A 13,094-nucleotide genomic window follows, 5' to 3' on the forward strand; every position below is an offset into this window, starting at 1 on the left:
CGTGCCGAGGGACGAGGTACGCGCCCGAAGCGGAACCCGAGGAGCCGCGTACGTGTGGCGCCTGCGGTGACGAAGGGTGCCGCCCGGCGCACCACGCCTCACACGGACAGGAGCACCGGGACCAGGCCGTCGTCGTCCAGGGTTCCGGTGACCTCGTCCGCGCCGGCCTTGACCAGGTCCGGGGAGTGTCCCATCGCGACGCTCCGCGAGGCCCACGCCATCATCTCCAGATCGTTCACGCCGTCGCCGACCGCGATGGTGCGGTGGCTCCCGACCCGGAGCGTGCGGCGGATGATCTCCAGTGACGTCGCCTTGCTGAGGGTGGTGGGCGTGACGTCGATCCAGTCGTCGGCGGCGGGGACCGCGGTGACGTCCAGGGAACGCAGTGGTCCGAGCAGGCGCTCGGCCACGTCGGGCCCCTTGACGATCGCTCGGGTCACGGGGACGGACCAGAGGTCGGCGAGCGACACCACCTCCTGCTCCCCGTTCACCTTGCCCTCGGGGAAGCGGTCGAGCACGCGGTAACCCCAGCCGATCTCCTCGACGGCCAGGTTGACCTCCGGCACGAGGGCAAGGGCACGCTGCAGCACCGGCTCGGGATCGAAGGTCCGCACGTCCTCCAGCGTGTAGCCGCCCGCGACGCCCAGCGTGAGCCGCGCGGTCACGGCACCGTTCGACGCCACCACCCAGCCGGTCTGGATGCCGAGCTGGTCGGCGATCGGCAGGATGCCGACGAGGGAACGCCCGGAGGCGAGTACGACGTGATGTCCGGCCGCCCGGACGCGGGCTACGGCCTCCCGCACGGGTTCGGTGATCTCGAGGGTTCCGGAGGTGGCGATCGTGCCGTCGATGTCGAGAGCGACGAGGGCCGGCTCTCCGAGCGTTCCGGTGATGGCACGGGTGTTCGCGGTGTGAGTGGTAGCCCGCGTGGCGGACAGTGGCTCCAGTTGCATGCCGCAAACCTCCGGCGTCGCCGCGATAAATCTCACCCACCGGTGAGACTGGTCACAAGGTACCGGATTGATGCGACTGCACATAGCCGCATCCGTGATTCAGGCGAAAGCGGGAATACCGTTCACTTCACGGACGACCGTCCAACAGTGAACGACGCCCGTCCAACAGTGAACGCAGTACTGCCACTACACCGTCCTCCTCGATACCCGCGGTCGTTTCATCGGCCGCATTGCGAACCTGTTCCGAAGCATGCCCCATCGCGACGCCTCTCGCCGCCCAGCGCAGCATGTCGATGTCGTTCGCGCCGTCCCCGACCGCCAGGGTGCGTTCCATCGGCACGCCCAGTTCCCGGCGGACCCGCTCCAGGCCGGATGCCTTGGTGACCCCCATCGGCGCGATGTCCATCCATGCCGACCAGCCGATCGCGTACGTCACGTCCTCGAGCCCGACCGCCTCGGCGAGCCGGTGGAACTCGTCGCTCGAACTGCCGGGCGCCCGGACGACGACGCGTGTGACATCGGCGGACCACAGCTCCTCGAAATCGACGATCTCGTGCTGCCCCTGCAGTTCTCCGTCGGGGAAGTGCTCGGTCAGCCGGAATCCGATACCGACGTCCTCGACGGCATACCGGGCGTCGGGCAGTTCCTGGCGCAGGAGCCGCAGGGCGGGCCCGGGATCGAAGGTCTCGACGTGCTCCAGCTCGTAGCCCTCCGGCGAACCGGGGTCCAGCCGGGCCACGACGGCGCCGTTGGAGGCGACGATCCAGCCGGCGTCGATCTTCAGCTCGGCCGCCAGCGGCGTCATGGCGATCAACGACCGGCCCGACGACAGGACCACGTGGTGGCCGGCCGCACGGACCGCGCCGACCGCCTCCCTGGCCGCATCCGACAACTCTTCGTCGTAGGTGACAAGGGTTCCGTCGATGTCCAGTGCCACGAGCCACGAGCCGTCCGGCGGCGTCACGGCGGCCGCCTCGAGATCCGGAGTAGTCACGCCCTGAACTGTACGGCCACCGGCCCGCCGCGCGCTGGAACGCGACGTGTCGAACAGGGGAACGACGAGATCCCCGTCCGCCGACGCCGCTCGGCGCCCGACGCCACCGAGGTCACCTCTCCGAATCTGCCACGCCCCCGGCGGGACCCGCGTCGAGCACGGGACCGGCGGTCTCGGCGCGGCGGCCGCCGGCGCTCACACCGAGGACCGCGACCGTCACCAAGGGGACCGCGACCAGCAGACAGATCATTCCGATACGCAGGCCGAAGTCGTTGATCAGCGACCCGATCACGGCCACGAGCCAGACCGCGGCCACCGCGGGACGCAGCAACGGCCAGGCCCCGCACACGGCGACGGACCACGCGGGTTCCAGCTTCCGCCCCAGCACCGGCGTGAACACGACGAGGGCCACGGCCAGGAGCACGAGAACCGTCACCCATACCGAGGGTCCGGCCAGCACCGACCGTGCCGCGTAGGCCGCCTTGCGGGCCAGGAGGGACCATGCCTCGCCGTCGACCACGTCCGCCACGAAGCGGCCCAGATGAGATCGCTGGGAAGCGGGTCGCAACCAGTCCATGACGCCGATCGCCGCGACGAGCACCGCTCCACCCACGGTGACCGCGGCGATCCGGCGGACGCGGAGCCGTCCGCCGTAGGCCGCGATGCCGAGCACGGCGAACGCCGGGACGAGTGCGGGCCCGCCACCGAGGTCCGCACCGAACCGCGGCAGGACGTCCACGATCACGGCCACGAGCCCGACACCGGCCACGGCCGCGGCGGCGAGCCCACGCCTCCCGCGAGCCGCGAGCTCCTGGGCGACCGCGGCCGCCAGGACGAGCCCTGTCACCGCGTACACACAGAACGTGGGGTTGCCGAAGCCGTAGAAGCGCGCTCCGTAGGTGGGTGCCGCGCCCAGCGGAGCCGCGCGGTTGAGCACCGTGGAGGCCAGCCCGTCCGCGGTGAGTACGACGAAGGTCACGCCGGCCAGGAATCCGGGTCGCGCCCACGCACGCCGCCAGGGGACCAGCGAGGCGAGGCCCCCGAGCAGGCCCGCGATCACGATCACGGCGGCGCCCAGAGCGAGCCCCGGCAGGGGGAACCGCCACCACCCCGTCAGAGACGCGAGAAACCCGGCAGCGGGTACGGCGCTCAGGAACAGGGCGGCGCCGACGGCGAGCGGGCGCGCCCGGGCGCCACGTCGCCGGACCCCCGCCCACCAGGACAGCCCTGCGAGCGCGAGCGCGGCCCAGAAGCCGCCCTCCACCAGCACCGAGTAGGCGGCGCGACGCCCGTGGTCCCGTTGCGTGAGGTCGGCGAGCGCGTCGATCGTCTCCGCACCGGTCTCCGGTCGGTCCGCACCCGCGACCAGGGGGGTGGCCTCGATGTCCCCTGCGGCTGCCGGCCCCGCCGCGCCGAGCAGGGTCGCGGGCAGGTCGCCGACCCGTGCGACGCCGGTCGTGCGCGTCGCAGAGGACGTCAGATATCGCGGCCCGGCGTCTTCCGGCGCCGAGGGCCGCAGCACGAGCCCGATCCCGAGCTCCGGCTCCTGTCCGGTCTGGTTCGCCAGGTCGGCGACGACGACGGTCGCGTCGGGCGGGACGTCTTCCAGGACCCGGCGGACCTCGGCGTCGACGGCGGCGACCCGCTCGGCGCGTCGTTCATCGGCGTCGGCCCGCTCGGCCTCCTCACGGGTGAGGAGCGCGCTTCCGGCGTCGACCACGGTGACGGGGCAGGCGAACGTGTCCGGTCCGACCTCCTCCGCGTAGCGCTCGACGGAGCCGTCCGGGCGGGCCACGGCGACCGCCGCGCCGGGGCCGACGGCCGTCGTGCACACACCCTCCAAGGCGTCGCCGAACGTACCGAGACGTGCGCCGTAGGCGGACCCGCGCTGCAGTGCCTGCCAGTCGGCCCAGCCGGAGACGACGGCCTCCGCCTCCTGGCCGGGGACGGGCCGGACGGCCGGTTCCTCGCACGTCGCGCGCGGGGCCGCCGCGGACTCCGCGAGTCCGCCGGCCGACAGCGCCAGCCAGCCGCCGACAGGGCAGCGCGCCGCGGCGCCGGTGGTGAGCGCGAGGCCGGCGGCGTCCGCCCCCGGCCGTCCGGCGAGCCCACCGTCGTCGAGCAGCCCTGCGAGGTAGGGGGCGAGCGGTGGATCGCTCGGCTCGTCGCCGACGAGTTCTTCCGTGACGCCGTTCACCGGGGCCTTCAGGTCGGTCCATCGGACGCCCGTGGTCCCCACGAGGACGACCCGGCCCGGCGGGACCGCCTGGTCCGCCGCCGCGAGGTTCGTCGCACTCCCGCCGGCCGCGCCGAACCCGGAGGCGCCGGGCACCACGAGAATCGCGGCGAGTGCCGCGAGCATCACCACCACGGCGGCCGGTCGTCGGATCACCGCGTCAGCCTACGGGCTCACGGTGCACGGACCCGGAGCGCGGCGGGATCGACCCGTGCCGAGACCTCGACCGCCCGGCCGAGCGGGTCGCCGTCGACCTGCACCTCGTCGCCGCCGCTCACACGCACCCGGGCGCGGCGGCAGGTGGCGTGGTCGATCCGGCCGAGCTTCTCCGGCAGGTCGGACCGGACGCCGAGCCCCTGCATCGCGACCTCGACCGTGAGCTGCGCCCAGCCGAGCACGCCACCGCGCGCGTCCACGGCCGCGACGTCGAGCACGCCGTCGTCCAGGACGGCGTCGGGAAGCAGCGTGATACCGCCCGGCAGCATCCCGCAGTTGCCGATCATGACGCTGCGCAGCCGGGCGTCGGCGGGGGGCCCGTCGTCGAGCCACATCCTCGCCTTGAGCCGGCGCCCCCGCAGGTGCGGCAGGCCGGCGAGGAAGTACGCCATCCAGCCGACCCTCCTCTTCAGCACGGGGTCGGCGCCGGCCACCATGGCGGCGTCGAACCCGAGGCCGGCGATGACGAGGAAGATGTGCTCGGTCCCGGTGTCGTGCGGTGGTTCGGCGGGGTCGGACGGGTCGTCGTCGGGCGCGAACTCCGCCACGCGGAGCCAGCCGACGTCGATCGCCCGGGTCCGGCCGTCGAGCACGACGGCGATCGCACGTTCCACGTCGGTGACGGGAAGGTCGAGGTTCCGGGCCAGGAGGTTGCCCGTGCCGACGGGGATCACGCCCATCGGCACCTCGCCTCCCACCAGGGCCTCGGCGACCGCGCGGACGGTGCCGTCGCCGCCCGCGGCGACGACCACGTCGGCCCCCTCCTCGACGGCACGACGGGTGTGACCCTGGCCGGGGTCCTCGACCGTGGTCTCGTAGAAGGCCGGCGGTGGCAGCCCTCGTTCCAGGCAGGCGGCGCGCACACGGTTGCGCAGGCCCGTGATGCCGGACTTCGAGGGATTGAGGACGACGGCGACCCGACGCGGCGCGTCCTCGTCCGGCTCGCGCTCGGTGGCGCGGCCGAGACGACGGCGCATCATCGCGACGCGGGCGGAGATCCGCAGTGCGACCCCGAGCGCCGTCACGGCGATGACGATCGCGGCGACGCCGAGCCACACCTGCCATTCCATGGGGTGATTATCCCCAAGCGGGCAGGCACCACGGCGCCACGGCGATGGTGTCCCGCGCCAGTAGGCTGGGGCGCGTGATCGATCTGAAGCAGCTGCGCGAGAACCCCGACGTCGTGCGCGCGAGCCAGACGGCCCGCGGCGACGACCCCGCCCTGGTCGACGCGGCCCTGGAGGCGGACGCGACCCGGCGGTCGTCCCTGGCGGCGTTCGAGTCCCTGCGCGCCGAGCAGAAGGCGCTGGGCAAGCAGGTCGCGCAGGCTTCGGGCGACGAGAAGACCGAGCTGCTGACCCGCACCAAGCAGCTCGCGCAGCAGGTCAAGGATCACCAGGCCACGGCCAACACGGCGCAGGAACGCCTCGACGAGATCCTCTGGGACATCGCGAACCTCGCCGAGGGGGCTCCCGCCGGTGGCGAGGACGACTTCGTGGTGCTGCGCACCGAGGGCGAGGCCCGCGACTTCGCCGCGGAGGGCTTCACCCCGCGGGACCACCTCGACCTCGGAGAGGGGCTCGGCGCCATCGACACCCAGCGCGGCGCGAAGGTGTCGGGCTCACGGTTCTACTACCTGACCGGGGTCGGCGCGCGGCTCGAGCTGGCCCTGCTCAACCTCGCGATGGACCAGGCCGTGGCGGAGGGTTTCACGCCCGTCATCACGCCGACGCTCGTCAAGCCCGAGACCATGCGAGGCACCGGGTTCCTCGGCAAGCACGCCGACGAGATCTACCGCCTCGAGAAGGACGACCTTTACCTGGTGGGCACGTCGGAGGTGGCTCTGGCGGGCTACCACGCCGACGAGATCGTCGACCTGACGGGCGGGCCGCTCCGGTACGCCGGCTGGAGCGCGTGCTACCGGCGCGAGGCCGGATCGCACGGCAAGGACGTGCGCGGCATCATCCGTGTGCACCAGTTCCACAAGGTGGAGATGTTCAGCTACTGCCGGCCCGAGGACGCGGCGGCCGAGCACGAGCGGCTGCTCGGGTGGGAGGAGAGCATGCTCGCCAAGGTCGAGCTGCCGTACCGCGTCATCGACACGGCAGCCGGGGACCTCGGTTCCAGCGCGGCCCGCAAGTTCGACTGCGAGGCATGGCTGCCCAGTCAGGAGCGCTATCTGGAGCTGACGTCGACGTCGAACTGCACCACGTTCCAGGCTCGACGCCTGGGTGTCCGCGAGCGGACGGGCGACGGTTCGACCCGCACGGTGGCCACGCTGAACGGCACCCTGGGAACGACCCGGTGGATCGTCGCGATCCTCGAGAACCATCAGCGGGAGGACGGCTCGGTGCGCGTTCCCGAGGCGCTGCGCCCCTATCTGGGCGGCGCCGAGGTGCTGGAACCGGTCAAGGGCTGACGGCAGGCGCGCCGCCCGGCTCCCGGTGAGGGGTGGGCGGGGCGGCGCGCTGCCGCGAGTCGGTGTCCGGAGCGCCTCTCGCGTCGCGTCGGCCGGGGAACCCCGGTCCGTGGCGGTGCGGCGTCAGTGCCGGACCTGGTGGGTGGTGTGGCGAACCGATTCCATGGCGCCTCGCACCTTGCGGAAATTGATCGCCACGAGCACGTCCCGGTACTGGGCGGCCCGGTGCATCTGCCCCTTGAGGTCGTTGGCCGACGGCCGGTGCTTGAGGTCGCACGGCACCTCCACCGCCACGTAGCCCCGGCGAAGCAGGTCGATGGTCATTCCCGTCTCCACGCCCCAGCCCTTGGCGAGGGGAGTAGCGGCCTCGAACGCCTCACGGGTGATGCACCGCATGCCGGACAGGGGCTGTCTGGGGCTCCATCCGGTCATCGCCTGGATCGCCTTGCGGGCAGTCCCCACGACGATCCCGCGACCGCCGGCTCCGGGCTGCTTGGGCAAAAGGGCGATCGCGACGTCGGCCACGCCCTCGAGGACCGGACGCACGAGCGGAGCGGTGTTCACGGCCGTGTCGCCCAGGTCGCCGTCGATGAACAGCAGGAGGCGCGGAGGGCGGCCGTCGGCGTCACGCATGGCCACGACGGCGGCCCCGGTCTCCATCGCGGAAGCCTTGCCGCGGTTGTGTGAATGCCGCACGACGACGGCGCCCGCGCCGCGGGCCACGTTCGACGTGTCGTCGTCGGACCCGTCGTCGACCACGAGCACGAGATCGACGTGCGGGATGGCGCGAGCCGAACGCACCGTCGACGCGATGCGCTCGGCCTCGTCCTTCGCGGGAATGATCACGGCGACCCGCTGGACGTTCTTCCCTTGTCGTGTGCTGCCTGGACGCCGTGTCTTCGCGACCGGAAGAGCGTTCACACCTGTCCTGCCTAGAGCGTTGGTCTGCGTGAAATCGGGGCAAGCCCCGCACAACAGAGTGCAAAGGTTTACCCTCGGGATCCTACTCCACGAGTTGCGGAATTACCGTGAACACCCGGTGATATTGAGCGTTGCCCACCTCACCGCAAGGTGACCTGCCGCGAGACGATACCCGCTCTCGCGCGTCGCTCGTTCGCATCGAGCGGCCCCTCCGTGGCAAGGGCTTTCGTGAGCTTCTCCGAGAGTTCGGCGAGAGGTTCCGCGAGGTCGGCCGCCTCGGTGCCGCGGGGCAGTTCCCACACGGGCACGATCAGCCCCGACGCGCGGAACGCGCCGACGAACCGCCCACCGGCGAGTCCTGACTCACGCTTGGCGTGCAGGCGGGAGATCGCGTCGATGACCTCGTCCTCGGGCTCGGGGCGCGCCCAGCGCAGGAACTCCCGGGTCATGCGGCACCAGTAGGCCGCCTCGACGCCGTCGAGCTTCACCGTCGGGATCGCGCCGGCGGAGGCCTCCTCCAGCGACGCCTGGACCTCGGGAGTGATCTCGGCGTCCGGCGCCAGCCAGTAGTCGAACCCCTCGTGGACGGTCACCTCGAAGGGCACGGACGTGTCGAGCACGTCCTGGAGGCGAGGCGCGTCCGGGGCGGGCACCCCCACCGGCTCGACCGGCGTTCCGGGCTCGGCATCGAGCGCGGAGAGCAGCGCAGCGGCGAGATCCCGGCTGACATCACCCGAGCCGACGATGCCCTGGACCGCGAGCAGGACCGCACCGTCGGCCCGGTGCAGTGCGACCCAGCCCGCCGGCAGATTGGTGACGACCGTGACATCGCGCGAGCCGTACTCCGGAGTGGTGCGCGCCGTCGCCGTCGCCGACGGCACCACCTCACGGAACGCGACCCAGTCGGGTTCGCCGGGAAGTCCCTCGAAGGGGCGGAGCACGAAGTCGTTCTGAGCCATACGGGCGAGTCTATCCTTGCCGACCGACTGTCACATCTGGTGCCGAAATGCAACAGCGAATGTCGGATGGTAGCAGTTCGCCGCTATGAATGCTCCTGGATATCAGGAGGTGCTGTCCGGAACGCGGACGGGAACCGTCTCGCCGTTGCGGCCCGCCCGGTTCGCGACCAGGAGTGCACCCGCACCACCGACCACGAGCGCGCCGGCCAGCCCGGTCAGCGCCGCCGCCTCGGTGCCCGTGGTCGCCACCCGCAGCGGGGCGTCGATCGTGGCCTCCCGGGTGGCGGCATCCGCCTCCTCGGCCACTCGGTCGACGGTCGTCGGCTGGTACGAGAGGAACTCCGCACCCTCGGGCGCGAGCGCGCTGCGCGCGTCATGGCCGAGATAGCTGTGCGCACCGCCCTGGAGCGTCCGGTCCGTGCGCTGAGCGAGCTCCGAGACGTCCTGCTGGACGCCGGTCGCCCCGCCGGACGCGGCGCCCTCCGCGGCGGCGGTCCCGCCCGTCGCCGTGACCTCCGCGCCGACCTTCGCCACCCCGGCGGCGCCGGCGGACGCCTCGACGCCCTGTGCGTTCGCGTCGACGGCCACGTCGGCCACCTCCGGGACGTCGGCGTCGACCGAGACCCCTGTCCGGCCGGCCTCCACCTCCGCCGTGACGCCCCCCGCACCGACGCGCACGTCGACCCCCTTCTCCGAGGCCGACAGCGTCAGGTCGACGTTGCCGATGCCGATTCCGCCGAGGAGGTCGGAGGAGGCGACGGACAAGGAGCCGCGTTCGCCCTTCGCGAGCTGTCGCCCGTCGAGCGAACCCCGCTCGACGTCGTGCGGCTCCGGCGACGCCTTCATGTGCCGTGGCTCGTAGTCGTCGGAGGACCGGTGCTCGCCGGACCGGTCGTCCGACTCGGTCCCGGGACCGAACCCGAGCGCCTTCGCCGTGGCCTCGAACGCGAGAAGCTCCCCGCTGCGGATCTCGCCGGAGGCGCCGTCGGTCGCCGGCTCGGGCACCGACTCGTCGAGGTCGGCGCTGTAGTCGATGTCGACGGGCGCGAAGCGGTCCGCGTCCGCGTCCGATCCGCCCTCCGCCTTCTCACCGGGCCCGGGCTTTCCGCCCGTGGTGCCACCACCCTGGCCGCCGCCCTCCTTGCCGGCGCCGCTCGTACCGTCGGAGCGGCCGGAGCCGGCGCCCTCGGACGCCTTACCGGTGGTCTCCCCGGCGGACGCAGAGCCCGTCGTGTCCTCGACGGCGTCCACCGCCGGCTCGGTCACGTCGTCCACGGTGCCGGCGACGTCCTCGACCACGTCGGCCGACCCGTCGGTCACGTGCTCCGTGACGTCGTCGGCGATGTCGGTCACGTCGTCGACGACGTCCGACACCAGGTTGCCGACACCACCCAGGGCGCCGCCGGACCGCACCTCGACCGTGCCGTCGTCCTTCACCTCGACGCCACGCTCGGCACCGCCGAACTTCGCACCGGGCCGGTCCGCCCCGAAGGCGCGGCCGATCCCTTCGCCGCCGCGGTCGCTCTCACTTTCGGAGGCGAAGGCGGGCGTCGCCGCGGTGCCCGCGGCCGTCGCGAGCGCGATGGTCGCGACAACGCGCCTGACCTGCTTCGTGGCCGTGCTCGTGCGAGTCGTCTTTGCCTGCTTCATCAGCTGCTTCCCCCGTGGAGGCGGTCCGAGAGTCCCTGAGTGCTCTTGCCTTCAGGACACTATCGCTCCGGGTTGGCTTGATATAACCCGGAACGGGCGATCTATGCGGCGCACCATAACGATGGTGTAACGACGGGTCAAGTTCGGCACCTTGCCGCCAAAATGCCGAGCACGCAGGGAATTTACCGCCCGCGGCGGCCCGGTCCCACGAGCTCCGACCGGGCCGCCGCGCTCACGACGTCACCGCAGGAGGCCGGCGGCCGTGCCCAGCACGCCGTCCAGGCCCGCGGTGCCGGTCACACCGTCCACCACGTCGCCCGCACCGGTCACGTCCGTGACGGCGCCCGTCACGCCGTCCACCTCGTCCGCCACGCCGCCCACCTTCGCGGTCACACCGTCGACCGTCCCGGTCACGCCGTCCGCCTTCTCGGTGATGCCGTCCACGACGTCCCCTGCGCCGGTGACGTCGGTGACGATTCCGGTCACACCGTCGACGACGCCGTGGGAGTCGACCTCGCCCACGGTGCCCTGGACGGCCGGGTCGGCCGCGTCGGTGGCGGCACCCGGGGCGCCCTTCGCCGTGGCCTCGGCGGAGGCCTTGAGGGCGTCGGTCGCCGCGAGGGCACCCGGCGCGATGTCACCCTGGACGTGGCCGACCGCGCCCGGCACGACGTCGTCGGTCACGGGGCCGACGGCACCGGGCACGACGTGGCCCGCGACGGCGCTCACCGTGTTCGGCACGGCCTCGTCCCGGACCGGACCGGCCACTCCGGGCACGACGCCGTTCAGCGCCGTCGACACGGCACCGGCGGCTGCTCCCGTTCCCGGCGCGATCGTCGCCGGCAGGCTCCGCAGCATGCTCGCCGCGAGACGTGAGACGCCGGAGGTGACGCCGGGAATGTTCGACACGATGTTCGCCGTCGGCGTCGTGCCGTGTGCGAGAAGGGACGGAATCGCCGCGACGGCCCCCGGGCCCGTCGTGCCGGCGGCGCCCAGGGCGGTGTCCGCGGCCTCGTCGACCGTCTCGGTCACACCCTCGCCCGCGAACTTCGGCAGGGCGTAGTCGGGCGCGAGATAGGACGTCGGGGAGATCACCGGGGGCAGCGCGTCGTTCGCGGCGCGCTTCGCCTCGCCGGTCCTGGTCTCGACCGTGTCGGCCGCGGCCGCGGCCGTGTCGACGGCGGACCCCGCCTGGTAGAGGTCCGGCAGGTCGCTCATCGCGCCCGCGAGGTCCGCGCCCGGCACCTCGGCCGCCGGGAGCTCGGCCGCCGGCAGCTCGGAGCCGGGCAGGTCCGTGGCGGGCAGGTCCGTGGCGGGCAGGTCCGTGGCGGGCAGGTCCGAGACCAGGGCGTCGTGGTCCGGCAGGTCCACGAGGTCGGTGGTGGGGAGGTCCCCGAGGCCGAGGTCCGGCTGGGGCAGGTCGACGGCGATGGCCGGAGTGGCCGCGCCGGCCGCGGCTGTCGCGATCGCGACGGTCGCCACGGTGCGCGAGACCGGGGACGATCCGGTCTTCTTCTTCGGTGCTGCGTGCTTCAAGGAGCTACCCCCATTGCTCAGGCGCATTGCGCGCTTTGAATTCCCCTTGCGTGCCGCCGAAGCTAGCGGCGGAGAGGAGGTGAAAAAAGTCCCTCTCCGGGCTCGCCGGTTCAGCAAACGACACCAACGGGCCCGTTCGCCCTGGGGCACGAAATCGCCCGTTTCAGGGTTCCGTGACGAAGATCACATTCACCTCCTCCGTCGGCTCGCATCGGTGGTTCTCCGGGGCAATGGTCCGCCGGCAAACCGGTTCGGCGTGCGACCGCTCGCGTGCGCCCGCCCCACGACGGGACGCGGCACGACGGCGCGCCCGGCCGCCCGGAAGCACGAAGCCGCCCGGTCCCGCACGCGGGACCGGGCGGCCGTTGCCTGCCTCAGCCGACGAGACCGGTGGCCGTGCCCAGCACGCCGTCCAGGCCCGCCGTCCCGGCCGCACCGGTGGCGGCGTCCTCGACCTGACCCGTCACGCCACCGACGACGTCGTCGCCCCGCACGCCGGAAACGGCGCCCGCGACACCGTCGACCGCACCGGTCGCGCCGTCCACGACGTCGGTCGCCTCGGTCGCACCGTCGACCACGCCGGCCGCTCCGCCGACCTCGCCCACGACACCCTGCACGGCCGGGTCCACGGCGTCGGTCGCGAGCGCCGGGGCGCCCTGCACGGCACCCTCGGCCGAGCCCTTGACGACCTCCGCCGTGGCGAGCACGCCCGGCACGACGTCGCCCTGGCCCGCGAACCCGGGCAGCCTGTAGTCCGGCGCGACCTGCTCGACCGGGGGGATGGACGCGGGCATCGCGGCACCCGTGACGGCCTCGGCCTCGTCGGCGAGCGCCGCGGCCTGGTCGATGACGGCACCGGCCTCGGCCAGGTCGGTCAGGTCGGCGGGGGCGTTCGGCACGACCTCCGGGACCTCGACACCCGGCAGGTCGACACCCCGCGGGCCGGCGACGACGTCCGAGAGGTCGGAGACCAGGGCGTCGTGGTCCGGCAGATCGACCATGTCCGTGGTGGGCAGGTCACCGAGGCCAAGGTCGGGGTGGGGCAGCTCGGCCGCCACGGCGGGTGCGGCCGCGCCGGCCGCCGCGGTCGCTACCGCGACGGTCGCGATGGTGCGCGAGACCGGGACCGACCCGGCCTTCTTCTTCGGTGCTGCGTGCTTCAAGGAACTAACCCCCTGGATCAGGCGCGGTGCGCGAATTCGGTCCCCTT

10 protein-coding genes are annotated in these 13,094 nt (G+C 72.9%); 1 reads left to right on the forward strand and 9 read right to left on the reverse strand.

Annotated features, from left to right (window positions below; translation table 11 throughout):
* Positions 1–98: 98 nt before the first annotated feature.
* The 4 genes from J0911_RS11900 to J0911_RS11915 form a co-directional block, all read right to left on the reverse strand.
* On the reverse strand, positions 99–953 hold the full coding sequence (locus tag J0911_RS11900) for an HAD family hydrolase (protein ID WP_207275654.1): 855 nt from the start codon (positions 951–953) through the stop codon (positions 99–101).
* Between the two features lie 127 nt (positions 954–1,080).
* Complete coding sequence (locus J0911_RS11905; RefSeq protein WP_307865051.1) at positions 1,081–1,947, reverse strand: HAD family hydrolase; 867 nt, start codon at positions 1,945–1,947, stop codon at positions 1,081–1,083.
* Between the two features lie 112 nt (positions 1,948–2,059).
* Positions 2,060–4,339: a hypothetical protein gene (locus tag J0911_RS11910; protein ID WP_207275655.1), complete on the reverse strand. Its 2,280-nt coding sequence runs from the start codon at positions 4,337–4,339 to the stop codon at positions 2,060–2,062.
* Between the two features lie 17 nt (positions 4,340–4,356).
* A complete protein-coding gene (locus J0911_RS11915) occupies positions 4,357–5,469 on the reverse strand; it encodes a diacylglycerol/lipid kinase family protein (protein WP_207275656.1) in 1,113 nt (370 codons plus the stop codon).
* A gap of 74 nt (positions 5,470–5,543) precedes the next feature.
* Here J0911_RS11915 and serS point away from each other — a divergent pair, with 74 nt between their 5' ends.
* A complete protein-coding gene (gene serS, locus J0911_RS11920) occupies positions 5,544–6,818 on the forward strand; it encodes a serine--tRNA ligase (RefSeq protein WP_207275657.1) in 1,275 nt (424 codons plus the stop codon).
* Between the two features lie 123 nt (positions 6,819–6,941).
* Here serS and J0911_RS11925 read toward each other — a convergent pair whose 3' ends face one another.
* From J0911_RS11925 to J0911_RS11945, 5 genes are all read right to left on the reverse strand, one after another.
* The gene (locus J0911_RS11925; RefSeq protein ID WP_207275658.1) at positions 6,942–7,739 is read right to left on the reverse strand and encodes a glycosyltransferase family 2 protein; all 798 of its coding nucleotides are present in this window, start codon (positions 7,737–7,739) and stop codon (positions 6,942–6,944) included.
* A 140-nt stretch (positions 7,740–7,879) separates the two neighbouring features.
* Positions 7,880–8,698, reverse strand: a complete 819-nt coding sequence (locus J0911_RS11930) for a DUF5926 family protein (RefSeq protein WP_207275659.1) — start codon at positions 8,696–8,698, stop codon at positions 7,880–7,882.
* A 102-nt stretch (positions 8,699–8,800) separates the two neighbouring features.
* On the reverse strand, positions 8,801–10,348 hold the full coding sequence (locus tag J0911_RS11935; protein ID WP_207275660.1) for a hypothetical protein: 1,548 nt from the start codon (positions 10,346–10,348) through the stop codon (positions 8,801–8,803).
* A gap of 240 nt (positions 10,349–10,588) precedes the next feature.
* Positions 10,589–11,884, reverse strand: coding sequence for a hypothetical protein (locus J0911_RS11940; RefSeq protein ID WP_207275661.1), 1,296 nt, complete (start codon positions 11,882–11,884; stop codon positions 10,589–10,591).
* A 374-nt stretch (positions 11,885–12,258) separates the two neighbouring features.
* Positions 12,259–13,047 carry a hypothetical protein gene (locus tag J0911_RS11945; protein WP_207275662.1) on the reverse strand — a complete coding sequence of 263 codons (789 nt, stop codon included), beginning with the start codon at positions 13,045–13,047 and terminating at the stop codon, positions 12,259–12,261.
* Positions 13,048–13,094 lie beyond the last annotated feature (47 nt).

Source organism: Myceligenerans salitolerans, from assembly GCF_017349295.1.
Classification (GTDB): Bacteria; Actinomycetota; Actinomycetes; order Actinomycetales; family Cellulomonadaceae; genus Myceligenerans; species Myceligenerans salitolerans.